21 protein-coding genes and 2 pseudogenes are annotated in these 23,710 nt (G+C 67.5%); 15 read left to right on the top strand and 8 right to left on the bottom strand.

What is annotated here, in order from left to right; all coding sequences use genetic code 11:
• Positions 1-356: 356 nt before the first annotated feature.
• From ACZ6NC_RS38505 to ACZ6NC_RS38495, 3 genes are all read left to right on the top strand, one after another.
• A complete protein-coding gene (locus ACZ6NC_RS38505) occupies positions 357-533 on the top strand; it encodes a hypothetical protein (protein WP_465738554.1) in 177 nt (58 codons plus the stop codon).
• A 144-nt stretch (positions 534-677) separates the two neighbouring features.
• The gene (locus ACZ6NC_RS38500; RefSeq protein WP_465738553.1) at positions 678-1,151 is read left to right on the top strand and encodes a hypothetical protein; all 474 of its coding nucleotides are present in this window, start codon (positions 678-680) and stop codon (positions 1,149-1,151) included.
• Between the two features lie 124 nt (positions 1,152-1,275).
• Positions 1,276-1,524 (top strand): SAM-dependent methyltransferase, encoded by a 249-nt coding sequence (locus ACZ6NC_RS38495; protein ID WP_465738552.1) that lies wholly within the window; start codon positions 1,276-1,278, stop codon positions 1,522-1,524.
• 140 nt (positions 1,525-1,664) lie between these two features.
• Here the strand turns inward: ACZ6NC_RS38495 and ACZ6NC_RS38490 are convergent.
• A pseudogene (locus ACZ6NC_RS38490) lies at positions 1,665-2,612 on the bottom strand (ISAs1 family transposase); the annotation flags it as partial.
• A 288-nt stretch (positions 2,613-2,900) separates the two neighbouring features.
• On the opposite strand from ACZ6NC_RS38490, the gene ACZ6NC_RS38485 reads away from it, so the two are divergent.
• Positions 2,901-3,434 (top strand): TIGR00725 family protein, encoded by a 534-nt coding sequence (locus tag ACZ6NC_RS38485; protein ID WP_465738551.1) that lies wholly within the window; start codon positions 2,901-2,903, stop codon positions 3,432-3,434.
• Positions 3,434-3,940: a RipA family octameric membrane protein gene (locus tag ACZ6NC_RS38480; protein WP_465738550.1), complete on the top strand. Its 507-nt coding sequence runs from the start codon at positions 3,434-3,436 to the stop codon at positions 3,938-3,940. The genes ACZ6NC_RS38485 and ACZ6NC_RS38480 overlap by 1 nt, the downstream gene beginning before the upstream one ends.
• Positions 3,941-3,972: 32 nt before the next feature.
• On the opposite strand, the gene ACZ6NC_RS38475 is transcribed toward ACZ6NC_RS38480, so the two are convergent.
• Positions 3,973-4,980 (bottom strand): hypothetical protein, encoded by a 1,008-nt coding sequence (locus tag ACZ6NC_RS38475; RefSeq protein WP_465738549.1) that lies wholly within the window; start codon positions 4,978-4,980, stop codon positions 3,973-3,975.
• 687 nt (positions 4,981-5,667) lie between these two features.
• On the opposite strand from ACZ6NC_RS38475, the gene ACZ6NC_RS38470 reads away from it, so the two are divergent.
• Positions 5,668-6,351: an SAM-dependent methyltransferase gene (locus tag ACZ6NC_RS38470; protein WP_465738548.1), complete on the top strand. Its 684-nt coding sequence runs from the start codon at positions 5,668-5,670 to the stop codon at positions 6,349-6,351.
• A 37-nt stretch (positions 6,352-6,388) separates the two neighbouring features.
• Here ACZ6NC_RS38470 and ACZ6NC_RS38465 read toward each other — a convergent pair.
• Positions 6,389-6,970 (bottom strand): annotated as a pseudogene (locus ACZ6NC_RS38465) (DUF5753 domain-containing protein).
• Between the two features lie 418 nt (positions 6,971-7,388).
• Positions 7,389-7,625: a DUF397 domain-containing protein gene (locus ACZ6NC_RS38460; RefSeq protein ID WP_465738547.1), complete on the bottom strand. Its 237-nt coding sequence runs from the start codon at positions 7,623-7,625 to the stop codon at positions 7,389-7,391.
• Between the two features lie 533 nt (positions 7,626-8,158).
• Between ACZ6NC_RS38460 and ACZ6NC_RS38455 the strand changes: the two genes are divergently transcribed.
• The 4 genes from ACZ6NC_RS38455 to ACZ6NC_RS38440 all read left to right on the top strand — a co-directional run bounded on the left by ACZ6NC_RS38455 (position 8,159) and on the right by ACZ6NC_RS38440 (position 12,702).
• Entirely contained in the window at positions 8,159-8,401 is a 243-nt protein-coding gene (locus tag ACZ6NC_RS38455) for an ABC transporter permease (RefSeq protein ID WP_465738546.1), read from the top strand.
• Between the two features lie 43 nt (positions 8,402-8,444).
• On the top strand, positions 8,445-9,176 hold the full coding sequence (locus ACZ6NC_RS38450) for an outer membrane protein assembly factor BamB family protein (protein WP_465738545.1): 732 nt from the start codon (positions 8,445-8,447) through the stop codon (positions 9,174-9,176).
• Between the two features lie 37 nt (positions 9,177-9,213).
• Entirely contained in the window at positions 9,214-11,730 is a 2,517-nt protein-coding gene (locus ACZ6NC_RS38445) for a WD40/YVTN/BNR-like repeat-containing protein (RefSeq protein ID WP_465738544.1), read from the top strand.
• 93 nt (positions 11,731-11,823) lie between these two features.
• Positions 11,824-12,702 (top strand): hypothetical protein, encoded by an 879-nt coding sequence (locus tag ACZ6NC_RS38440; RefSeq protein WP_465738543.1) that lies wholly within the window; start codon positions 11,824-11,826, stop codon positions 12,700-12,702.
• A 68-nt stretch (positions 12,703-12,770) separates the two neighbouring features.
• Here ACZ6NC_RS38440 and ACZ6NC_RS38435 read toward each other — a convergent pair whose 3' ends face one another.
• The 3 genes from ACZ6NC_RS38435 to ACZ6NC_RS38425 form a co-directional block, all read right to left on the bottom strand.
• Positions 12,771-13,334, bottom strand: a complete 564-nt coding sequence (locus tag ACZ6NC_RS38435) for a peptide deformylase (RefSeq protein WP_465738542.1) — start codon at positions 13,332-13,334, stop codon at positions 12,771-12,773.
• Between the two features lie 62 nt (positions 13,335-13,396).
• Positions 13,397-14,623: a helix-turn-helix domain-containing protein gene (locus tag ACZ6NC_RS38430; RefSeq protein ID WP_465738541.1), complete on the bottom strand. Its 1,227-nt coding sequence runs from the start codon at positions 14,621-14,623 to the stop codon at positions 13,397-13,399.
• Between the two features lie 39 nt (positions 14,624-14,662).
• Complete coding sequence (locus ACZ6NC_RS38425; RefSeq protein WP_465738540.1) at positions 14,663-15,967, bottom strand: helix-turn-helix domain-containing protein; 1,305 nt, start codon at positions 15,965-15,967, stop codon at positions 14,663-14,665.
• A gap of 577 nt (positions 15,968-16,544) precedes the next feature.
• On the opposite strand from ACZ6NC_RS38425, the gene ACZ6NC_RS38420 reads away from it, so the two are divergent.
• The 5 genes from ACZ6NC_RS38420 (at position 16,545) to ACZ6NC_RS38400 (ending at position 20,236) form a co-directional block, all read left to right on the top strand.
• Positions 16,545-17,099 (top strand): ATP-binding protein, encoded by a 555-nt coding sequence (locus ACZ6NC_RS38420; protein ID WP_465738539.1) that lies wholly within the window; start codon positions 16,545-16,547, stop codon positions 17,097-17,099.
• Positions 17,100-17,516 carry a hypothetical protein gene (locus tag ACZ6NC_RS38415; RefSeq protein ID WP_465738538.1) on the top strand — a complete coding sequence of 139 codons (417 nt, stop codon included), beginning with the start codon at positions 17,100-17,102 and terminating at the stop codon, positions 17,514-17,516.
• 91 nt (positions 17,517-17,607) lie between these two features.
• Positions 17,608-18,753, top strand: a complete 1,146-nt coding sequence (locus ACZ6NC_RS38410) for a cobalamin-dependent protein (RefSeq protein ID WP_465738537.1) — start codon at positions 17,608-17,610, stop codon at positions 18,751-18,753.
• Positions 18,754-18,793: 40 nt separating this feature from the next.
• Positions 18,794-19,267 carry a GNAT family N-acetyltransferase gene (locus tag ACZ6NC_RS38405; protein ID WP_392936848.1) on the top strand — a complete coding sequence of 158 codons (474 nt, stop codon included), beginning with the start codon at positions 18,794-18,796 and terminating at the stop codon, positions 19,265-19,267.
• A 54-nt stretch (positions 19,268-19,321) separates the two neighbouring features.
• A complete protein-coding gene (locus ACZ6NC_RS38400) occupies positions 19,322-20,236 on the top strand; it encodes an IS982 family transposase (protein ID WP_465738536.1) in 915 nt (304 codons plus the stop codon).
• A 92-nt stretch (positions 20,237-20,328) separates the two neighbouring features.
• On the opposite strand, the gene ACZ6NC_RS38395 is transcribed toward ACZ6NC_RS38400, so the two are convergent.
• On the bottom strand, positions 20,329-23,679 hold the full coding sequence (locus tag ACZ6NC_RS38395) for a WD40 repeat domain-containing protein (protein ID WP_465738535.1): 3,351 nt from the start codon (positions 23,677-23,679) through the stop codon (positions 20,329-20,331).
• Between the last annotated feature and the right edge of the window lie 31 nt (positions 23,680-23,710).

The raw sequence follows: 23,710 nt of genomic DNA, 5'->3' as shown, positions 1-23,710 counted from the left end.
TGCCGCCTGTGACTTCGAGGACGAGCTTCCCGACCTCGGCGGGCTCCCGCGCTACCGCTGAGCTCCCGTCGATCCACAAGTCTTGACTATTGCTCCATCAGTTCGGCTCGGCGGCTCCCCAAAATGGTTTTGCACCAGGGCAGTTGGGGGCCGATTTGTCCTGCCGCGGGAGCTACCGTGGTGCGCACGCCCCCAGAAAGGGGCTGCCCTGGGCGGTGGGCCAACACCACCCAGGGCGCAGGGCCAATCCAGAGAGGTTGCCACCAATGCCAGATCAGCCCTCCCGAGGGCGCGCGAAGCGTGCCCCGAGGAACCCCCAACGTAGCAGCGCGATGTCCCGGCCGGTGCGATTGCATATGCCGGTTCTGCGAGAGGTCGGCTTGGCCGCTGTGGCGGCGCTGCCGGTGCTCCTGACCGCGGCTCTCCTGCGCGGCCGTGCCGCCGTGGACCCGGAGCGGGTCTACCTCGTGGTGGCGTTGATGCACTACGTCCAGCGCATCGTGGCCAACGCCCGCCGTTCGCACCGGCGCTAGCCACCTCCATTGCCGGCCGCGCCCCCTTCGCGCCTGGCGACCGCAGCTCGCCCCGCCAGGACCACGGCGGGGCGAGCCCGTCGTCAGCCGAACCGGCAACGAGACACCTGCACGTGGGCACCTGCGAGTTGACGAGGACTTCCTTTGGCAGCCGATCAAGGGGCAGCGAGAGAACCTGCCGCAGGCCGAGGCAAGACGTACCGCAGCGGCTTCGCCGCCTTCGTTCTGATGCAGACGGACGGGTGCCACCGCTACGCGCGGGCTCGGCTGCTCGACCCCGGCCTGAGCCGCGAGGCCGTCGAGGCGACCCTGTGGTTGACCGAGCGACGCTGGGGTGTGGTGCTGCAACGGCGCAATCCCGCGGCGTACGCCTGGCGCATCCTGCGCGCCACGGTGACTGCTGCGTGCTTCGATGCGTCCAACCCGGCGTCCGACCACCTGCACCGTACTCTGCCGGCCGACAACGCCGACGCGGCGCTGCTCGACCACCTGGGCCTGCCGGTCGAGCAGGCTGCCGCCCTCATGGGGATCGAGCCGCCCCAAGCCCGGGCTGATCTGCTGATGGCCCAGCGGCTCCTGCGAGTTGACGCCCCCGAGGTCTATCGCGCCTGCCCCTAGTCCGGCTCAGCGTCTGGTCGGCCGGCGCGCCAGCCAGATCTCGCCTCCACGTTCGCCACCCGTGCGCCAGCCCGCGCCACTTCACCCGTCTGTGTAGTGGTGCGCCTTGTGCTGCACCCCTACCATGAGGTGGATCATCTGCCCTGGAGGAGCCCAGGGTCGGCCGAACACTCCAGGGGCGCCCGTGGACGAAGATCCGGTACAGGACAAGATCGATCTTTCAGTACCAAGTGCCGCCAGGATGTACGACTTTCTCCTAGGCGGCACTAACAATTTCCTCTCGGATCGGCTCGCCGTCGAGGACCTATTGCGCACCCAGGGCCTCGGCAAAGTCGGCGGCTGTCCGTTTCGTGATCACGTGAGGCTGAGGTAGGCGAGGGGCCGTTCGGGGCGGCGCGCGTTGCGTCGCAGGGCGGCGGCGATGTTCTTGACGCCGGTCAGGCGGAGGGCGCCGATGGCCAGGTTGCGGAAGCTGGCCATCGCTCGTGGTGCGTTGCCGGTCCGCAGCTGGGAGGCGTCCTCGGCGAAGGTCGTGTCTCTCACGTGATGCAAGGCTTCCACGGTCCAGTGGCCACGAACGAGTCGGGCGATCTCGGAGGGACTGGCCTGCTCGGTGGTCAGGCTGGTGACCGCGTACACGGTCTTGATCGTGGTCTTGCCGCCCTTGCGGTCGGTGCGGCGGCGCTTGATCTGGATGGCCTGGCGGGCGCCGGGGAAGAGCAGGTTGTTGACGGTGGCGACCTTGATCCGGCGGATCTCGCCGCGGCCGTGGCCCTTGTCCGTGGTGCGGCCCTGGAGTGGGATGTCCTTCCAGGGCAGGGACTTCAGCTGCGCGCGCAGTCGCTTGCGGTTGCCCTTGACGATCACGATGTAGTGGGCGTCACGCCCGAGGAGGTAGGCGGCGTGGTCGGTCTGGGTGTGGAGGGCGTCGCTGGTGACCACGACGCCGGCGAGGCCGGCGACGGTGTCCAGCAGCGGGCGGAAGGAGGTGATCTCGCCGGTCTTCTCCCCGACGTCCACTTGAGCCAGGACCAGGCCGGTGGTGTGGTCCACGGCGGCGAGCAGGTGGATCTTGCGTCCTTTCGCCCTGGCGGCTCCGCGGAGGGTCTTTCCGTCGACCGCCAGGCCGCGCGGCCGGCCGTCGGCGGGCCGCCGCCGATCGGAGAGCCAGCGGCCGAGGGCCCGGTCCAGCGCGTCGCCGTCGATCCTGGCCAGCAGCCGCCGGACCGTCGCTTCCGCAGGCAGGGACCGCCTGGGGAACAGTGGGTCGAGCCGCACGCCGACGCGTTCCAGCACGTGGGGCGGGGCGTCGGCGATCCACTCGCCGACCGCCAGTAGCGAGGTCGCGCCGGCAAGCACCGCACACGCGGCCAGGGCGAGGACGACGACCAGTGGGTGGCGGACCCCACGCGGTTTGCGTGGATCGGGCACCTGAGCGAGGCGCTCCAACAGTCCGGGCATCTCTTCCGGAGCGATCTCGGGATGCTCGCCGAGTTGGTCAAGGGCAGCTGGGATCAGCGATGATGCGTCGGCAGGCACGGTCTTCCCGGTGGATCACGGAACGTAGAGAACTCCATGATCTTGGGCAGCCGTGCCTGTCCCGTTGGCGGCCCGGCCACGAGGCGCCGGCCTGATCACGGACGGCTGACCACGACCAGGCCGGACAACACGCATTCAGCGGATAGCCCAGACACACCGTCAGAAGGCTGGCATGCTGGATGACAGCAAAACGCTGATCATGGAGAGCCGATGCCGTCAGAACCCACCCATAGCGACAAGGCTCGCTGCGCTTACGTAGGTGTCGTTGGCCCTGGCGTTGCCACAGCCGCCGAATATGAGTCCGCAATGGAGGTCGGGGCCCTCCTTGCCCAGCGCGGCGCCGTGGTCATCTGCGGCGGCCTCGGCGGAGTCATGGAAGCCGCAGCAAAAGGATCGAGAGCCCAGGGGGGAATCGTTCTAGGAATTCTCCCTGGCCGCGAGCGCGGAGCTGGCAACTCCTATTTGTCTATCGAGCTGACCACTGGCCTCGGCGAGTTGCGAAACGGCCTTCTAGTCAATCTCTGCGATGTCGTGATCGCAGTGGGGGGCAGCTGGGGGACACTTAGTGAAGTAGCTCTCGCCATGCGAATGGGGAAACCTACATTCACCCTTGACGGCTGGAGCATCAAGGCCAATCAAGATGAAGGCGAATCAACGCAAGTCGGCCGAGCTGCTACGGCGCTTGAAGCCGTGGAGATCGCACTTCAAGCACATGCCACCATGTCCACGTCAGAGGATATGTGATGTCGAGCCAGTCCGAATCCCCAAGCAACTCAGCGGAGCAATTATCGCACTTGTGGCAAGCCTACGACCTATCGCAGCGCCACTACGACTCGGATCTTCAGCTTTTTTCAAGCCGCATGAACCTCTTCCTACTGGTCCAGAGCGCACTAGTGGCCGTTGCTGCCAGCAGCAGATCTAGCCAATCCACACTAGGACGAAGCTCGCTGGCCGTCTTCGGCATTATGCTCTGCATAAGTTGGCTGTTAGTGGCAGTGAGCTCCTATCAATGGATCAAGACTTGGCGCGCGCACATGATCGGACTTGGAAGCAAGCTTGAAGAACTAATCGGAGTGCCGCTCTCTAGCGCTCTTTTCGTTCAGCCGCGACGCCGGGAAATCGCCGCCTCGAGACTCGGCCTCGACCGCGCGTTGGAATCACTCTCGTGGTATATCCGGCCAACACTGGTGATCTGCTTCCTCCCTGTCTTGTTTCTTTTTGGGTGGATCTACATCGGCTGGTGGCCTTAACTCCGGTCCGACGCCGGGACTGCAGTGGCCCGCTACACTCCCGTCACCACGTCCTGGGCGGCGGCTCCACCCTGTGTTGCGGACTGATCTAGCGGACACCACTCCAAGAAGATCGCGACCCCAGCATGTGAGAATCCGTGCTTCCCGAGCATTGAATCTCCAGAGCGCTCCAGCGCGAGGTTATCGCCGCCGACCCGCGCCCGAAAATCAAGATCCTGGAGAGCTTCACCGAATATAGTGAGCTTAATGGCCAGCACAGGATTGCTCAGAATGAGCGGCTGATCTCCAACGGCTCGATGATAAGTTATGCCCACGACCTCAGTCTCACAAAACCCGCCAGGTTCAATATTTGGCAGATTCCTGGCGCCGAAAATATTGTCGCGCAGAACAATACTGCCGTCATTTTTTCTCACCACAAACGGCGCCAGCTGTGCGGTATTCCAGCGCTCCACTTCCCTTCGACTAAGCCGGTCATCCGCCGCCGGATTGTCGACGGTAACTTCAAGCAACTGCAGTTCGCTCGGTGGCGCTCCTTCGATGGCATGGCCAAGCCATGGCGGAGAGGCGCTCCAAGAGGAGCTGGAGATGTTGTGCTTCTTGCTGTTAGTCGTACATACCGCCTTTAGCACCTTCCCCGGATCATGCCAGCTCAGCTCTATTCTCAGTTCAACACTCGAACTCATTCTGTCAATAGAGCCAATAGCATCACGCATTTGCTCTACATATTCCTGTGGAGAGTTGTGGCCCCACAGGGTCTTCATTACGAGCCCGGCAATATCTTTAACTAGAGCGGTCTTAAGGATGCCGTCGACGCAATATCCGAGAATTCCCGCAATTAGCAGAGCCTCTCCAATAGACCCCAGCAGCCGCCCATGCCACTCTTCGCCAGAATGAAGCCACACATTTACCAGTAGAATTAGAAGTAAGCCAACAATTGCAGATTCGGCCAGTAGCGCTCTCGGTGAGAGTAGATCCTTAATCCTATGATTTCCTGATTTTCTAGGCATTGCCGCCTCCCGAAAGTTCGGGCTGCTTCGCACTACTTCAAGCGTCCGCCTCAACCGAAAGTTCAGCAACTGCGAGCGAAAGGGCCAAATCCGTATGCTGAGCATCGCAACGACCTGTCGGGCCAGGCTCCGTATGGCGGGGCAGACGGGGCTTCGGCGTAGTCGGCTGGTGTCCGTTTCGTGATCATGTGAGCCGAGGAGCGCGAGGGGCGGCGTGGGTCCCGGCCGTTGCGGCGAAGGCCGGCGGCGATGTCGGTGACGCCGCCAAGTCGCAGTGCTCCGGTGGCGAGGTTGCGCCAGCTGGCCATCGCCCGGGGCGCGTTGCCGGTCCGCAGCTGGGAAGCATCCTCGGCGAACGTCGTATCTCTCACGTGGTGCAGGGCTTTGACCTTCCAGTGGTCGCGGATCAACTGCGCGAGCTGGGCGGGCGTGGCCTGTTCGGCGGGCGGCTCGTGACCACGTAGACGGTCTTGATGCGGGTCTTGCCCGTCTTGCGGTCGGTGCGGCGGCGCTTGAGCTGGACGGCTTGCCGGGCGCCGGGGGAAGAGCAGAGCAGGTGGGATCGGCGATGATGCGTCGGCAGGTACTGTCCTCCACTCGGATCACGGGGCGTCGAGAACTCCATGATCTTGGAAGCCGTGCCTGCCATATTTGCAGGGACCTCACCGAGCTGACAGACCATCACGAATCGGACGGCCTGCGACTATGCCGAAGCCTTGATTGCGCACCGCCCCGAGTTCTCGGGAGCTGGCCGTCAACAACCGCGCCTTCCTACGCCGGGTCGTCAAGCACATCGCGACTCATTACGAGATCCGCCAGTTCATTGACCACGGGTCAGGCCTGCCGACGCAGGACAACGTCCACCAAGTCGCCCAGCGGGTCGATCGCCACACCAAGGTGGTCTACGTCGACAACGACCCAGTGGTGCTGAGCCAGGGCCGGGCGTTACTGGATGAGAACGATGACGTCGCCATCGTCGCCGCCGACATGACCAACCCGGAGGCGATCCGGTCCCACCCCAAGGTGGACGGCTTCATCGACTTCACCCAGCCGGTGGCCGCCCTGTTCGTGTCGGTGCTGCATTGCGTGCCGGATCCTGAGCCGGCCCGCCTGCTGCGCGAGACGATCAAGCACCTGGCGTCCGGCAGCGTGGTTGTCATCTGCCAACTCGTGAGCGAGGACAGAGCCGTTCGCGACGGCGTGACTCGCCTCATGGCCGAGCAGACGAACAACAACTGGGGTCGAGTGCGGACCGAGGCGGAGGTCCGCACCTACTTCGACGGACTCGAGATCCAGCCACCCGGGCTCCTGGACGTCACCGATTGGCGACCTGACTCGGAGGTTCTGCCCCGCCAACGGACGCGGGAGTGGATCGAGTTCGGCGGCCTGGCCCTGGTCCCGTAACCAGACCAAGGGCCAGGCACGTGCATCAGAGCTGCTTCTAGAAGTGTTCCTTGGCTTCGAGCAGCAACTCACGGCTCTCCTGGCGCTCGGTGCCCATCGCCATGAGCTGCCACAGGAGCTCCTTGTACTCCTCCATCTCGGACACCTTGTGGGCCTCGCCCGGCGCCGGCCGCTCATCCGCGGTTGGGGTGCAGTAGTCCGCGCCCCGCAGCCGCTCGTTGTAGACGAGCTCGGGCAGCCCAGACCGACCGAAGTCGAGGTGGGTCAGCGAGGACACGGAGGAGGCGAAGGTGTGGTCGAGGGTGATGATCCGGACGCCGAAGCCGCGCGTGTCGGTCAGGTCGACCAGCCGCTGCAGCTGGTCGACCATGACCCGCGGCGAGCCAACCCGGCGGTAGAGCGTGCTGTACCCCAGGTAGAAGACTGAGCGCGGCGGCGCCACCAGGAATCGCTCCTGCCGCTCCTGGCGTAGGAGGAGGTATCGGTCCAACCGGTGGGCCTAGTGGCTCGGCAGCTCCCCTCGAAAGATCGCGCGCGCGTAGTCCTGGGTCTGGATCAGCCCCGGAACGATCTTGGCCTCGTAGGTGATCAGCTTGATGGCCGCCGACTCCAATGCCATCAGCCGCTCGACCCAACTGCTGAGCACGTCGCGGTAGGAGTGCAACCAGTTCGGCTGGGCCGCATGGCGAGCCAGCTCCTCAACCACCTCGGCAATCTGGGGCTCGGCCTTGTAGAACCGCAGCAGGGCCCGGCCGACTGAGCTTGGCCTGGCACAGCCGGTTGTCGATCCCCTCGACAACCTTCTTCAGCGTCCTGGCGCCACGGAGCGCCTTTAGCTGCAAGCCGAGGAGCAAGCCAGCGGCTGTGGGGTTCTGCTCCGGATCGGCGCCCGGCCTGCGAAATGCGATGAGATTATCGGCGTCAAACTGATCACCGCATTCTGGCGTCACACGGCCCTCCCACAGAAGACGAAACATGGCAAGTCTTCCACACCGGAGGGCCGCGTGTTGCCCATGTCAAATTATCGAACTAGACGGTCACAGTGAGATCAGATGATCGAATTCACCGGCACGGGCACCTGCCAGGAAAGCCCGCATCTCGGCGCTGGTGAAGATCAGTGCCGGACCCGTCGGGTCGGTGCTGTTGCGCATCGCAACGCCCCCGTTCACCAGCGCACCGAGCTCAACGCACTGACCGTTGAGGTTACTCGCGTTCGCCTTGACCCATGCCGTGGGAACGCTGTCCGCCGGCACGCCGTTCCTGTACTTGTTCATGCCAATCTCGCCTTCCACTCGTACGAAGAGGAGCTTTTCGGACTCACATGCCAACCCGCCTGAAGTCGCAGGTCGGTGGCCTTCTGCAATTACAGCTGCAATTGCAGGAGGCCAGGACGTGAATGGTACCTACCAAAAATCGAACAGCGCGTGCGGCCATATGGGTGATTACATAAGGCAGATTGGATTACCAGCAGCAACGTTTCTGGTCACCGGGGGCGCGCCACCCCAATCCGCTCCTCCAGGCCCCGGCGACCGAACCATGATCCGGCTGCGGCTGGCGGTCGAGCCGCCGCGAGGTCACGGTCCGGTGCGATCCACGCAAGGCGACGGGTTGACCCGCGCCGAGAGGCCCACGCGAAGCGGATCCGCGCGCCTTGAGGTTCAGGACTGCCGCTATCCTGCCCGCCCCGCCCTCCCTCGGCTCGGGTATCACTCTGAGTAGCCGTCACTCACGGTAAGCCTTGACACCGGAGTGACCGAAGCGCCTACTGAAAGAACGACAGAGCGGCATGCCGTCCAGAGGGGCGGATATGAACAGCAAAGTTCGGCTGCGGGGCCGGATCGAGGCCCTGTTGGCAGTGGTGAGTGGAATCGTCTTCGTGGTCACGCTGGCCTGGCCCGACTGGATCGAGTCGGTCTTCGGCGTCGATCCGGACCAGCACAGCGGCGCCCTCGAATGGGTCATCGTCGCGCTCGCGTTCTGCGCCACGGCCGGCTTCGCGCTGCTGGCCCGGATCGAGTGGCGCCGGCCCCGCGGCCTGCGCACCGAATAGTCTGGCAGCGAACAGTCCGGCAGCGCAGGTGATTGGGGGGCGGATGGTGGAACTCCCGCGCGGGGCGGCCGACGAGCACGGCCGCCGGGCCGTGGTGCACGACCGCGACGGCACGTTGATCGCCCTGCGCCTGACGGACGGTACGGTGCTGTGGCGCCGCGGCCGGGACCTGCGGCCCCTCGCGGTACTGGACCGGGTCGTGGTGGCCCTGCGGGTCACCGAGAGTCCGGCCCCGGCGGCCGTGGTGGTGGCGCTCGATGCCGGGGACGGCAGCGAACACTGGACCTCGCCGCCGCTCCGGCTGCCGGACTGGGCCCGGCCCGAGCTCGACGACACGTCCGCGTTCACACTGACCACCGAGGCCGCCGGCCCGGACCGGCTGGTCCTGCAATGGACCGCGCGCACGGCCTACTCCGGCGGCGCGCCGCCGGACGAACTGTGGCTGACGGAGTCCGCCCGCGCGGCGCGGGGCACGGCCCGGCTCGACCTCGGCGGCCCGGTGCCGGAACTCACCGACGACGGCCCCACCGCCGAACCGCCCACCGCCCCCGAGCCGGCCGTCCAGACCGCCTTGGCCGCCCAGACCGTCCAGGCCCCGCTCGCACCCGACGTGCTGCGGGCCACCCGGATCGGCGACCTGCGGATGGAACTCGCGCTCGGCCCCGGCACCGGTGCCATCCTGCTCCGTGCCGTGGACGTCCGCACCGGTTCGGCGAACTGGGAGGTGCAGCTGGACGCGACGAGCCCCCGCCTCCCCCCGCCGCTTCCGCCGTGAACACGGCCGCGCACGGCTCACCCCTCAGGAGCACATCATGACCATCTCGGACGAAGAGCTGGCCCAGGCCAAGGAAATCAGCGTCGAGCAGGTCCAGTACCTGTGCAGCAACCGGGGCACCACCAACGACACGCTCAGCCGGCTGCCACGTGAGGCGCTGATCCGCGCCCTGATCCGGGTCGACTACCCCGACCTGCCCGCCGCCCGCGCCGAGTTCCGGCTCCAGCAGGCGCTCGGCGACTTCGGCGCCCTGCCGCCGCCGCACGCGCTGGGCCGGGCTCAGGAGCAGCTGCGCGCCCTGATGGAGCGCGAAGCGCCGGCGGAGCAGACGGCCGGCGTCCCGACCGGCACGCGGACCGGCGAACCCGCAGAGCCCGCGGCGCCGGGCGAACCCCAACCGACCGCCGGCCTGTCCCGGGCCGGCTGGGAGTGGCTGGGCCCCGGGAACATCGGCGGCCGCACCCGTGGCATCGTCGTGCACCCCAAGCAGCCGGACCGGATGTGGGCCGTGAGCGCGGGCGGTGGCGTTTGGCACACGGAGAACGGCGGTCAGCGGTGGGATCCGGTCGACGACTTCCTCGACAACCTGTCATGCTCCTGCATCGCGATGGACCCAAGCAACTCGTCGACGATCTACGTCGGCACCGGGGAGAGCTTCGGGAACGCCGACGCCATCCGCGGCAACGGCCTGTTCCGCACCACGGACGGCGTCACCTGGGCGTCAATCCCCGCCACCCGCATCCCGGGGCTGCGCGGCGTGAACCGGATCGCGGTCTCCGCCGACGGCCACGTGGTCCTCGCGGCCGGACCGGCCGGGATCTTCCGCAGCACCGACGCGGCAAGGGCCCAGTGGGACGTGGTGCTGCCCCGCAAGGTCGGGTACGTCGGATTTAACCCCACCGACAGCGCCAAGGCGGTCGCGGGCACGCTGGACGGCGAGGCCCTGTTCAGCGGCGACGGCGGTGCCACCTGGACCGCCTCGACGCACACCACCTGGTCGGGCCGGGTGGAGCTGGCGTACGCCGCCAAGGACCCCGAGATCGTCTACGCCTCGGTGGAGATGAAGGACCAGGCCGAGCCGGGCGAGAAGCGCGGCACCGGCCGGATCTGGCGGTCACGCGACGGCGGCCGGACGTACCAGGCCCGCGAAACCCTCGCACTCGACGGCCGCCGGGCCAAGTACCTGGGCCCCCAGGGCTGGTACGGAAACACGATCTGGGCGGGCGACCCGGAGGACGAGGACCTGCTGATCCTCGGCGGCGTCAACCTGTGGCGCAGCGACAACGGCGGCGACAAGCTCAGGGAGATCAGCACCTGGCAGAGCCCGGACTCGGCGCACGCCGACCAGCACGCGATCGTCTCGCACCCCGACTACGGCGCCGACAACCGCATCCTCTTCTTCGGCAACGACGGCGGCGTGTTCCGGGGTGACCTCGATCTGGTCGGCAGCGACCCGCCGGGCGATCCCTTCGTGGCCGGCTGGACCGAACTGGACAACAACTACGGCGTCACCCAGTTCTTCGGCGGCGCCGGCAACAGCACCTCCGGCACGATCGTCGGCGGCGCCCAGGACAACGGCTCGCTCCGCTTCACCCCCGCGAACGGCACCGAGCAGTGGTCGAAGTTCTTCGGCGGTGACGGGGGCACGTGCGCTGCGGACCCGGACGACGAGAACTTCTTCTACGGCGAGTACGTCTTCCTGGCCATCCACCGCAGCACGGACGGGGCGTCCACCAACGGCGAGCTGACCGGCAGCAACTACATCCACGGCCAGTTCTTCAACCCCGCACTGGGCCCCAGGGGAGCCTGGGACTGGAAGCCGCCGCCGTTCCGCATCGAGGACGCCAAGAACGGGCCGACCGCCCGCACGGCCCTGTTCATCGCCCCGTTCGTCATCGACCCGAACGACTCCGACCGCCTCTACGCTGGCGGCCAGTCACTGTGGCGGACCGACGACGCCAAGGCGCCGAACACCCCCACCTCCGGCCCGAGATGGCTGGAGATCAAGCCCCCGGCTGACGGGAACGCCCTGATCAGCGCACTGGCGGCGACCCCGGGCGCCCCCGGCACGGCCTGGGTGGGCCACACCGACGGCAAGGTCTTCCGCAGCACCGACGCCGACGCCACCGCGGCCGCGCCCGCCTGGCAACAGGTGGGCGCCACCGAACCGGCCCTGTTGCAGCCGCAGCGCCTCTGCACCTGCATCACCGTCCACCCGGCGCACCGGGACACCGTCTACGTCTGCTTCGGCGGCTTCGAGCGCGACAACCTCTGGGTCACCGAGGACGCCGGCGCGCACTGGCGCAGCCTCGCCGGCGCGCTACCGCATGCCCCGATCCGCGCGCTCGCCGTGCACCCGGCGCACGAGCGGTTCCTGTACTGCGGCACCGAGGTCGGCCTTTTCGCCAGCGCGGACGCGGGTGCCACCTGGTCGCCCACTAACGAGGGCCCGGCCAACTGCTCGGTTGAGGACCTGTTCTGGATGAAGGACGGCGGTGCGGACGTGCTGGTCTGCGTGACGCACGGCCGGGGCATGTTCCGCATCAAGCTGTAGCCGGAGGCGAGGGCCTGGCCACGGGACGAGAGAGCTGTGCGTGGACCGACTACCCCGGCCTGATCACGGCCGTGGACAGCTGGCCCACCGGTCATGGTGCATGCCCTCCACTTAGCAACCGAAAATCCTGCGCTGGGGTTGACTCACGTGATTGGGTTAAGGATCGCTGTCGCTTCTGTATCGGCCGTGGCCCTCGGATTGTTCACCAATGCAGCATCCGAGGGAGGAGCGAATCGCTGGATTTGGATCACGGCAGCCATTTGCGCGGCGCTTGTGGCTGCTGCCATCGGAACACCTCACTTGATTAACCGACTTCGATGGCGCCAGCCTGTCGGGATATCCTCATTCCCTGCGCGCATCACCGAGAACAGTCGCATAGCCACATGGTGGGCATTAGCCTATCCAATCAGCAATGAAGATATCGTGCGCCTAAATTACACCATTTTCAATATAGAAGACTGGGGTCGCCGCTTTAAGGAATTCGATCATTGGATATATGCCCATGGTGGCGGCGATGTGGGCAGAAGCGAGCGGTACATCGTCTTCCAGGGCCTCGACACCCCGGTGACAATCATCGGTATGTGGGCACGTGTGCGCGAAAGGGCAGAAGTGCTCAGCGGAACCTTCGTTTCGGTCGGGCTGGGTGGAGGCGGGGAGCTGCTCCGCATAGAACTGGATCTGGACGAGAGACACCCGTCTGCGGCGTACTTTGGCAATCACGCCATCACGATATCTTCTGGCGAAACCGTGCCATTGGTTCTGAAGGCGACGGCGACCCAGAGCTGCGTCACCTGGGACTTGGTCATAGATGCGATTGTTGAACGAAAGAGAAAGCAGTTTATCCTGACGTCAGAGAAGGGACTACTCAGGACAACTGGCCTTCCGTGCCATAAGCCCATTTTCTGCGATTGCCTCGACCACCCCTTCGAGACGGAGGTGCAAATAAATGGCCTCCTGCTCGTACGCAAGTAAGGTCAAAGCACGAAGCAGTTGCCGCATGGTTGGCTGCGGCAGCAGGTCATCCAGGGACACCACGGCTATCAGTACGTCCAGGACGTCCCGGTACCCCGATACTCCTCCACCGGGATCGGATGGACACCATGCCGCATGCGGTCGGTGTAGAGCAGGCCGCCAAGGTGGTCGATCTCGTGGGCAATGAGGCGGGCCAGGCCGAACTCGTAGGTGACGGTGGTGACGGTGCCGTCCAGCGCAGTGGCGGTGACCTCCATCCGCAGCGGTCGGGGGACCATGCCGCGCACGTCGAAGAAGCTGAGGCAGCCCTCGTACTGCTCATCCATCTCATCGGAGACAGCCGTCACCTTGGGGTTGAGCAGGATGATCGGCTCAGCGCCGGCGGTCGGCGGCAGCACGATGGCGGCGGCTCGCGGGATGCCGATCTGCGGGGCGGCGGTACCCGTGCCCTTGGCGAAGGAGTGGACGCGGCCAATCCGGTCAATGGCGCCGAACAGCTCGTCGATCACGGCCTGAGCGGCCACAGCCTCAGCCGGCAGGTCGAACGGCTCGGCCGGCCGGTGGAGGACGGGAGTGCCCTGCTGGATGACGCCGAGGGACTGCATCTGCTGGCTGGGCCGCACCAGGGTCACCTGATCTCCTTGGTCTGCTGCGGGGTGGTGCGGGAAGGGGGTGGCGTCCGCCGGCATTGAGATCACGCGATGCTGTTCTCTCGTCCCCGCTCAGCCCCCATGTTTAGGAGCACGTCGCGGTGCTGCCACGCCAGCTGAAGGAGCGCTGCTCCAGCTGGCTGCATCGGCTCGCGGGCGGTCAAGCGCTCCACCTGTTCAGCCGTGAACGGAATCCCCACCGCGTGCCCGGTGCCGTCTTCCAGCTGCACGCGGTGGCCTTCGTCGTTGGTGGAGACGATCCGCGCGAAGGTCTCGTCGAACAGTTCGGCGTCGAACACCGCGACGGTCAGCATGTCGGTGACGAGCGTGAGCGGGTCCATGCCCAACCCCAGCCAGTACACCCGGAGCGTTCCGGCCGCTCGGGCCGCGCTCAGGGCCTGGTTGAACGGCCAGGCGTCGTAGTCAATGGGGCGGGTGTCGCTGCCGTAGTCTTCGCTGCTGCCGAGCAGTTCCTCGCTGAGCTCGCGGACGATGGCCCGCCACAGGTCGAAGTCGTTGGCCTCGTTCCACGGCGCGTCGTGGGAGGCCTGGAACATACCCACCGGCATGACCTGGAAGAGGCCGCCGCCGCTCGCGACCTTCGCTGGATCGCGCCAGTGCAGGACGAACTCCGCCGAGCCGGTCTGCCGGTCGTAGCGGATGGCGAGCGTGCTGACGGCGGCCATGACCGGCCGCCGGCCGAGGTCAGTGGGGTCGCCGATGGCGGCCCGGAACGGCGTAGTGCTCAGGTCGGTCATCGGTTGGTCAGGCGCGGCCAGGGCAGCGGCAGCGTACTCGTGAGCCGCGGCCTCGCAGACGTTGATGACGTCGAAGTAGTGGCCGCGGCCAAAGGTGAGCGTCGGCTCGGTGGCGTCCTCCGCTACCTCCAGCAGCCGGTAGCAGCCGCGGTTCTCGAACAGCCGCGGCTTGGCCAGGTCGCGGACCGCGTCGGCGTAGAAGGTGTACGGGGCGCCGTCGGCCCGCCGGGCGCGGGTGGCGTCCAGCTCGGCACCGCTGCCGTCGATGGGAGCCACTGGGGTCTGTTCCTGCCACCGCAACCGGACCTGCTCCAACGGCACGGGCGCGTCGGGAATCCAGTGCTTGCGTGCCAGCACCCGCCCGCCGGGGGCGAATTCATGGAGGGCCCGGCCAGCCATAGCCGTCTGGGTCAGCTCGAACCGGCTGCGGTTCAAGTAGTCCCGGACCTGCCGCCACTGGGCCTGGCTCGCCTCCGGCGTGGTGGCCTGCTCCGGCTGACGTGTGGTGGACACTGCGCTCCTTGAAGTTGTGGCAGCTTGCCAGCGACCAGCCTACGAGCCGAGCAACAGGTCGCGGTGCTTCCAGGCCAGAGCCAAGCATGCCGCGCCCGGAGGCGCCATGGGTTCGTTCGCGAGGAACTGGCTGATGTTCTGCTTGGTGAACGGGATGCCAGCGGTGGTGTCTTGACCATTCCAGCGGGTGACGGTCACGCCTTCGGCGTTGGTCTGCACCACCTCGCCAAACAGCTCATCGAAGACGTCGTCGGCGATGACGATGGCGCTCGGGATCGTCGCGGCCAGGGTGAGGGCGTCGCAGCCGACGCCGAAGCAGTAGGCCCGCAAGCGCCCCGCGGCGCGGGCCCGTTGCAGCGCCCGGTACAACGGCCAGCGCTCGTAGTCCAGCGGCCGGCTGCTGGAGCCGTCGTACTCCGGCGCGCCCAGCAGCTCCTCGTTGAGCTCGCGGACGATGTTGCGCCACAGGTCGAAGTCGGGGCCAGCAGGGTCACCCATGACAGTGCTGGGCTGGAACTCCCCTGCGGGGATGGTGTCGTACAGACCGCCGGCGGTCGCGACCTTGCCAGGGTCGCGCCAGTGCAGCAGGAAAGTGGCCTCGCCGGACGGCCGGAGGCGCAGGAGCAGCGTGGTGATGGCCGGCACCACGGCCCGCAGCTCCAGGTCGAACGGGTCGTTGACCAGCCGCCGCAGCGGGAGCGCGCCCCAGCTCACTCCCCGGGTGTTGCGCTCAGCGGCAGCCGCAGCCGCGAACTCGTGCCCGATGGCTTCGGAGACGTCGAGCTTGTCGAAGTAAGTCGCCAACCCGAATGACAGCTCCCCCCGGCCGTCTGCGGACCAGTTGACGCCGGTCAGCCGGTAGCTGGGGCGGTTCTCGAACAGGGACGGCGCATCGATGTAGCGCACGGCCTGGGTGTAGCGATCGAAGTGACGGCCCGGGGCGCGCAGCGGCAGGGTCTGACGAGCCTCAGGCTCGCTGCCGTCGACCAGCGAGAGTTTCGGGCTTCCCGTCCACGTCAGCCGGACGCGGTCGAGTAGCACCGGCTCGGGTGGGCACCACCGGGTGGTTGTCAGCAGCGACGCGCCCGCCAGACGAGCGTCAACCGAGTAGAGCTGGCTCGCGGCGGCGGCCAGCTGCGCGCGGTGGGTGTTGAGATACCGGCGGGTAGCTCGCCAGGCGTCTTGGCTGCTCTGGACGTCGGGCGAGTCGGGCCGCAGCTCGCCATTGGTCGGCGGCTCCTCCGACCGCGGCGGCGGCACAGCCCCCGGCAGGCTGAACCACAGCCACTCGGGTGGCATCCCAAGAACCCGGGCGTAGTGGACCAAGTTGACCAGGTCCGTCACCGGCGGCCCGGTCTCAATACGGCTGATCTGCGCCTGGGTTAGTCCCAGCCACTGACCGAGCAGGCTCTGCGGGACGCCCCGCGGACCGTGGCGGGCCGTGTGGTCTGGATGGGAGCGGTAGCTGCGGAGAACGCGCCCCATATGGCGGGCCGCGAAGGCTGCCCTGAGTGCTTCGGTCGCCCAGAACTCGGCTGTCGCTACCGGCGGTTGAGGAGCTGGGGCTGACCCGCCTAGTGACTGGCAAGGCGAGCATCGCAGCCCTGGGTGATCGGCCGCGAGCCGCGCTCCGCACCGGTCGCACTGCCGCACGGTTGCTCTGTTCGCCGTCGCCATTGTCGGCCGCCCGATCCCGCAGTCTTGATCCCAGATCGCTCCTGACCAGCAGTATATGGATCGTTGCGGACCGTGTCCGTCGATCTATACATGCCGTGTATGTGAGGCACCCCATCCCGGCATGGCTCTGGCTGGGTGCCGCGGCCACAGTGGTTGTTCCGCTCACCCCGTCTCGCCAGAAGCGAGCTCTGTCGCGATGCCGAGATGAGTCCAACCCCTCCTGCCGCCCAGGGAGGCACTTCCCGTGCCCAACGAAAACCATCCTGCTTTTAGTCAGTTGGCGCTGGCTGACACCCCCAACGCCGTGTCCTGGGCTCGGCGACACACTGTCGATGTCCTGCGCCACTGGCGAGTTCTAACCAGCTTCATCGACACAGCTCAGCTGGTGGTGTCGGAGTTGACCACCAATGCTTTGCGTCGTCTCGGGCCGGCTGAACAGGCCACGTCGTACTCGGCGCTGACGCCGGTCAGCACGATCACGTTGACGCTGCGTCTGGATGGTCACCGGCTCCTGCTGCTGGTGCACGACTACCAACCCGAGGTGCCCGTGCTCAAGGAAGTCGGCCTGGACGCTGAGAACGGCCGCGGTGTCTTCCTGATTGCCCACATGAGTGCCCGCTGGGGCTTCTACGTTCCGGCGACGGCGTCCGGCAAGGTCGTCTGGTCGGAGCTGCTGTTGGAGGCTTCGACCGCTCAGCCGCCGGCCCCCGCTGCGGGGCTCCAGCGTTCGCCGTTCGAGAAGGATCCGGCCTCGTCGCTCCTGGCGGCCAAGACGCTCGTCGGACTGCGGGGACTGTAGATGACGCTGGCATCCGCACTGACTGCGCATCACGAGTCGCTCGCACCAGCCCAGCTGGCATCACTGCTACGGGCTCCGGCCGCCAGGCGTAGCTACCTCTGCCAGTGCGAGCTCGTCCTGGTCCGTGGCGGGCAGCTGGCTCAAGGGGTGCCGCTGCGCCATCTCGCGGAGTCGCCCGGTCAGGCCATGCGCTGGCTGCGTCGAGCGGTTCGGCGGCTGGCCCCGACACTGGACGAACACACCGAGCGGCTCGCCACTGAGTGGTTGGCCGACGCGGCCAGCTACCACGCGGCCGTCCTTGGCCTGCTCCACGGCGAGGCGATCTTGCTGGCGTTGCCCTCGGACGGCCTGCGCCTCCAGATCGAGGCCCGACCGGTGATCACCCTGACCACCGTGGCGGCCCCGGCCGCTTCCTGATCTTCCCAACCACCACCTCCCGGACGGGCTCTTTCGCCCGCCAGGTGAGCCGTCATGCCCGCATCTCACACCAGAGAGAAACGAGGCTCGAATGACTACCACCACTGCGCGACCCGTACCGCAGGTCGACCGGCTGGCTGAAGCGATCCAGCTGGCGCTGCCCGAAGCCCCAGCCGCCGTGGTTGCTGGCGCTGCCCGGCTCCTCATCGCGCCGCCCCGGCTGCGGCGGCACCTCGAACACCACCTGGCCGGTCAGATCGACCGCATCCGGGTGACCGGCACCTTGGACCGACGGCTGGTGCTCATCGAGCGGCCGGACGCGAAGTGGGTGGTGGCCGACCTGTCGGGTCAGCCGCACGACGCGCGGCACTGGCCGAGCTGGACGGGCGACCACCTCGACCTTGAGACGCCGGGCTCCTGGCTGTCGCTGGCCGTCATGGACGACTACGCCGCCCACCGCTTCAGCCGGCCGCAGCTGCTGCTGGCGGCGCTGTACCACCCGGAGTACTTCCCCCTGCCGCGGTTCCCGCTCGGCATCTCCGACGTGGCCCGAGCCGGCCGCTCAACCCTCATGGGCGAGGTAACGCTGGCCGACATGCAGCTCGGCGTCACCGTGGCCGATCTGGTCAAGGCCGTCGCTCAGAACGCCCCCGACATCCTGGGCATCTCGGCCACCTTCGGTCAGCACGACCTCATGACCGAGTTACTGGACGCCGCCTACGGCTTGGCTGAGCCGCCGCTGGTGGTGGCCGGCGGCAGCCTGACCGCCCGCAACGAAGCGCTGTTGCTGGAGCAGTACCCCGATCTGCTCAACGCCCGGGGCGCTGGTGAGGCCACCATCCAAGACGTGCTAGCCCACTGGCACGGTGATATCCCGCGCCAGGCCATCCGCGGCATTGGCTACAACGGGGCGGCTCGTGGCGCCGGCACCTTGGCCATCGGCCGGCGGCGGACGGCCAAGCCGGTGTCCAGCTCCCAGGACGACATCTTCCCCGAGCTGGACCTGCTGCCCGACACCTTTGAGCACCACGGCGTCGGCCAGGTGGAAGGCTCGCGCGGCTGCACCAACTACTGCTCGTTCTGCCCGCGCGGCCACAAGGGCCAGTGGTTCGGCGGCCACCCCGAAGCCTTTCCCTGGCTGCTGGACGAGATGGGCCGGGTCTACGACCACTACCCCCAGATCTCGCGGACGCTCTACCTAGATGATCAATTCCAAGGGGTCGTTGGACGGTCGTAGGCAGTTTCGCTTCGTCGGATCGGTCTGCGAGAGTTTGGCCATGAGTGACGTTGTTATCCGTCGGGCCGAGTCCGATGACGCGACCGCGCTGGCAGCCATGCGCTGGCGGTTCAAGGTGGAGGACGGCGGAGATGAAGTCCCGCAGAACGAAGAGGAGTTCACCGCCGAGTGCGAGCAGTGGCTGCGTTCCCGGATGGTCGGGCCGTGGCGTGCCTGGGTTGCGGAAGTGGGCGGTCGGCCCTGTGGTCACGTGTTCGTGTGTCTTGTGGAGAAGGTCCCCAGTCCCTACCCGGGTTCCGACGCCCTGGGCTACGTGACGAACTTCTACGTCGCCCCTGAACAGCGCAATCGCGGTCTGGGCAGGGCCCTGCTCGACGAGGCCACCGGCTATGCGCGCGTTCGCGGCCTGGATACGTTGATCGTGTGGCCGTCCGAGCGCAGTGCGCCGCTGTACCGGCGCTGCGGATTCGACGGACCGGACGAGCTCCTCGAACAGCCTGTCGCGCCCAGCTGAGCGAAGTTCTCGCACTGACAGCGCGGACGATGCGAGGGCGCCCAAGGTCAGTCTGTGACGAACGACCTGGACACCCTCGCGACCGCACTCTATGTGAAGACCGACGACCTGCTGAAGGACTCGCCGCAATTCGCCCCGCAGCGTCCGGCCGTGGGCATCGTGCCGCAGCTCAGCGACGCCGAGCTGGTAACGCTGGCGATGATGCAGGCGATGCTCGGTTTCACCTCCGAGGCCCGCTGGCTGCGCCACGCCGGCGCCCACCTGCGCCACCTCTTTCCGTACCTGCCCCAGCAGCCCGGCTACAACAAGCGGCTGCGCAAGGCTGCCGACCTGATCCGCCGGCTCACCCGGGCACTGGCCCGCGACACCACACTGTGGAGCGACGACGTGTGGGTGGCGGACTCCACGCCCGTCGAGTGCGGCCGCTCCCGCGAGACCGTCAAACGCTCCCACCTCGCCGGATGGGCCCAGTACGGATACTGCGCCAGCCACTCGCGCTACTTCTGGGGACTGCGGCTGCACCTGGTCTGCACCCTGCACGGCCTTCCGATCGCGTTCGCACTCACCGGGGCCAAGGCAGACGAGCGCGAGACCCTCCTCGACCTGCTCGCCGTCGAACCCCGCCTCACCGCCGAACACCCGGGACAGACACTGATCGGAGACAAGAACTACTTCGGCCGAGAGTTCGAACAGCGGCTCGCCGACCTGGACATCCGCCTCCTGCGACCGGCCCGCAAGGGCGAGCCACAGCGAGCCGGATCACAGCTGTTCAAACCACTGCGCCAGGTCATCGAGTCGGTCAACGAGACCTTCAAGGGCCAGCTCGACCTCGAACGACACCGAGGCCGCACCCCCAACGGTGTAACCGTCCGAGTCCTGCAACGCATCCTCGCGCTCACCGCCGCGATCTGGCACAACGACCGCACCGGCCAGCCGACCATGCGCACGCTCACTGCCTACGACCACTAAGCCCCTTGGAATTGATCATCTAGGCGGCCAAGGCTTTCACCGATAGTTGGCCATTTGGGAGGTGGCTGGCGGAGAGCGGTTGCGATTCGTCGTTAGCTGCAGGTGGAGTGGTAGGGGAGCATGGAGAGGTGTTGCTGCCACTGTTGGCGGGTCAGGGTGTCGGTGTTCGTGCAGATTTGTTTGACGGACTGGTCCGCTCCCAGTGGCCACAGCCGCACCGTGTTGTCGTAACCGCCGGTGGCGACGGTTTGGCCGTCTGGGGTGAACGCCAGTGAGGAGAGTACGGCGGTGCTGATGGCGAGGGGTTGACCGATCGCGGCAGGGTGGGCCGGGTCTGTGACGTTCCACAGGCGCACACTGGTTCCGGCTGTGGCGAGGGTGTGCCCGTCGGGGCTGAAGGCAACCGCTTGGACGGGGCTGGTGTAGCCGCTGAGTGGTTGGCCGAGGGGGGTGGGCTGGGCATGGTCGGAGACGTTCCACAGCCGGATCGTGCCGTCGGTGACGCCTGTGGAGGTGGTGGTGACAAGGGTCCGGCCGTCCGGGCTGAACAACAGCGAACCGGAGCCCCCGTTGAGGGGCGGTCCGGATCGGGTCGGACGGTCCGGATCGGTCACGTCCCACAACTGCGTCGTGTCGTTGACGTAGCGGCCGGAGACAGCGAGGGTCCGCCCGTCGGGGCTGAACGCGATCGTGCCGCCCACACTCACGGCGCCGGTCGGCAGCTGGCCGCGCAGGCGGACACCGGTCAGGTCCGACACGTCCCACAGCCTCACACTGTTGTCGCCGCCGCTGATGCCGGTTGAGGTGGAGGTGGCGAGAATGCGTCCGTCGGGGCTGAACGCCACCGTGCTGACGCCGGCGGAGAAGTTCGTGATCCGGGCGGCAACGGCGGGACGGGCGGGTTCTGCCAGATTCCAGAGGGTCACGCGCTTGTCGCCGTAGGCACTGGTGGCGAGAGCGCGTCCGTCGGTGCTGAGGGCCATGGATGTGATGGTGCTGTCGGAGTCCTGGATCCGGCCGAGAGGGGTGGGGCGGGCCGGGTCCGTGGTGTTCCACAGCCGTACGGTGAGGTCGGTGGAAGCGGTGGCGAGGAGGTGCCCGCCTGCGCCGAACAGCGTTTCTGTGACGACGTCGGTGTGGCTGGTCAGCACGGCGGTGGGCAGGTGCCACAGTCGTATGGTGTGGTCGTCGGAGGCGGTGGCGATGGTGTGCCCGTCGGGGCCGAACGCCACGGAGCGGATGGCGGCGGTGTGGCCGGCCAGGGGAGGTGCGAGAGACGTGGAGCGTGCAGGGTTCGCGGTGTTCCACAGCCGCATGGTGTGGTCCGCGAAGGTGGTGGCGAGAATGTGTCCGTCCATGCTGAACGCCACTGTGGAGACGGCACTGGCGGAGCCCGTCAGGGGGCTGCCCTGCGCGACGACGTGGGCCGGGTCGCCCACGTTCAGCAGGCGTACGCTGCCGTGATCGGAGGCGGCGAGCGTGCGGCCGTCCGGGCCGAACGCCAGCGAGCTGACACTGGTCCAGATCTTGCCGAGCGGCACCGCGCGGGCGGGGTCCGCGACGTTCCACAGGCGTGCCCCGTCCTCCGCGGAGGAGGTGGCGAGGGTGCGGCTGTCCGGGCTGAACGCCACCGCGTTCACCGCCGAGGTGTGCCGGAGGGGCGGGCCCAGCGGCGCCGGGTGCGCGGGGTCGGTCACGTCCCACAGCTGCTCGTCCTCGACCTCCCTGCTGCCGGTGGCGAGGATGCGTCCGTCAGGGCTGAACTGCAGCGGGCCCATGGGAGTGTTGGCGAGGGGCTGGCCGAGCCCGCGGGGACGAGCCCGGTCCGTCACGTCCCACAACTGCACCGTGTCGACGGCGTTGACGCCGGCGGTCGCGAGAGTGTGTCCGTCAGGGCTGAACCTGACTGCGCTGACCCCGTTGCGGACCCGGACGGGCTCTCCGAGCAGCGCGGGATGCGCGGGGTTCGCCATGTCCCACAAGCGCAGGACGTTCTTGGCGCCGTCGGAGCCCACGGCGGCGAGGGTAAGTCCGTCGGGGCTGAACGTCACCGCATGGACGCTGCCGGGAAAGTCGCTCAGGACGGTGGACAGCGGCTTGTTCGCGTCTTCGAGCAGGCGCGTGTAGTGATCCCCGGTAGGGCTGAGGCGGTATGCCTCGATGTCGATCCTGGCTGCGAGCGAGGGGTCGGTGGCGCGGAGCTGATCCGCTCGGGCTGTCACCTGGCTGACCAGGGCGCTGTGCCGACCTACTTGTGCCAGGTCGCGCTGGTGGAGGGCGTATGCCCCGGCCGTCACGGCGGCGAGGACGAGAGCCGAGACGGCGATGCGGCCGGTACGGAACTGCCGGGCGTACCGATCGGCTTCGCGCAAGGTGGCAGCGAACCTCACATCGCCGGGACGGGGAGCTGCTGCGGAGACTTCGAGCCGGTTCGCCTCGGGCGCCACCAGGCGAAAGCCCTTGCGGCGCACGGCAAGCAGCTTGGCGTCCAGGCCGGCGACCCTGAGCAAGCGGCCGTCCGCGTCGACAGCGCCGGTCACCGCAGTGCGCGGGCGCAGGCCGTAGAAGACATCGCGGAGCCGGCCCGCTCCGGGCCGCCGCAGCAGGGCCTGGAGCCCGAGCGCGAAGGCCACGCCGAGCGAGGGGCCCTCGATCAGGTCCGGAGCCGCGGGTTCGACGGACAGAACGATCCGCCACACCACGCAGCGGCCTTCTCGTCGCGGACCGGCCAGGCGCCAGGCCGAGCCCAGCGCTGCGGCGAACTGCCCGTTCGGGCTGCGCACCCCGTCCATCGTTCGAGGGTCGGGATACAACCCTGCAGGTCCCGGGGGGAACTCGCGCAGTTCCAGAATGCCGGTGACACCCTCAGCGGTCGGGACCTCTGGGCCTGGTTGGGATGAGCGGCCGAAGACCACGGGGACCCGGACGGCGGGGCGCTTGTGAGGTGCGATGCCCGCCATCATGAGCGCGGCGATCACCAGAAGTCCCTCGGCAGCCGACGACGGCCCGCCCGGAGCGGGGGCTTGGCATAGCTGCCGGCTCCGTTGCAGGAGCGCGTCGATTCCGCCGGCGAGACGGGGCGAGAGTTCGGCGAGTCGCTTGCCGGAGGGTTGTGCGGGTCCGGGAGCGGCCACGGAGTACAGCAGTCCGCTGCCCTCCCACGCTCCGAGCAGCCGCAGGAGTGCGCTGTCGTGGTCCCCTGTACCTTCCTTCGGTGCGACGAGCGCCCTGGCCAGGAGGAGGGGGTGATCGGCGCGCACCACCGCTGCGTGTTGTTGGTCCGATGCGGTCGCCCCGAGCCAGGCTCGCAGTTCCTCGCAGCCGTGGCCGGCGAGCCACGCCGGGTCGTCACGAACCGCCTCGCTGCAACAGCTCCACCACAGCGCCGACTCGCCCAGCAGCTCGCGGACTGCGGCCTGCGGGCCGGATGCGCGCTCAAGCACGTTCTCGACCGTTGTCCGAGCCGTGGGTCCG

The organism is Kitasatospora sp. NPDC041988 (assembly GCF_055588525.1).
The sequence above is the reverse complement of the archived record's forward strand: the minus strand, read 5'-3'. Positions and strand labels throughout refer to the sequence as shown.

Coding starts and splice junctions, on each gene's coding strand:
- ACZ6NC_RS38440 (WP_465738543.1), top strand. CDS start 11,824: ATGGTGCATGCCCTCCACTTAGCAACCGAAAATCCTGCGCTGGGGTTG.
- ACZ6NC_RS38445 (WP_465738544.1), top strand. CDS start 9,214: ATGACCATCTCGGACGAAGAGCTGGCCCAGGCCAAGGAAATCAGCGTC.
- ACZ6NC_RS38405 (WP_392936848.1), top strand. CDS start 18,794: ATGAGTGACGTTGTTATCCGTCGGGCCGAGTCCGATGACGCGACCGCG.
- ACZ6NC_RS38505 (WP_465738554.1), top strand. CDS start 357: ATGCCGGTTCTGCGAGAGGTCGGCTTGGCCGCTGTGGCGGCGCTGCCG.
- ACZ6NC_RS38415 (WP_465738538.1), top strand. CDS start 17,100: ATGACGCTGGCATCCGCACTGACTGCGCATCACGAGTCGCTCGCACCA.
- ACZ6NC_RS38480 (WP_465738550.1), top strand. CDS start 3,434: ATGTCGAGCCAGTCCGAATCCCCAAGCAACTCAGCGGAGCAATTATCG.
- ACZ6NC_RS38455 (WP_465738546.1), top strand. CDS start 8,159: ATGAACAGCAAAGTTCGGCTGCGGGGCCGGATCGAGGCCCTGTTGGCA.
- ACZ6NC_RS38450 (WP_465738545.1), top strand. CDS start 8,445: ATGGTGGAACTCCCGCGCGGGGCGGCCGACGAGCACGGCCGCCGGGCC.
- ACZ6NC_RS38495 (WP_465738552.1), top strand. CDS start 1,276: ATGAGGTGGATCATCTGCCCTGGAGGAGCCCAGGGTCGGCCGAACACT.
- ACZ6NC_RS38460 (WP_465738547.1), bottom strand. CDS start 7,625: ATGAACAAGTACAGGAACGGCGTGCCGGCGGACAGCGTTCCCACGGCA.
- ACZ6NC_RS38410 (WP_465738537.1), top strand. CDS start 17,608: ATGACTACCACCACTGCGCGACCCGTACCGCAGGTCGACCGGCTGGCT.
- ACZ6NC_RS38485 (WP_465738551.1), top strand. CDS start 2,901: ATGCCGTCAGAACCCACCCATAGCGACAAGGCTCGCTGCGCTTACGTA.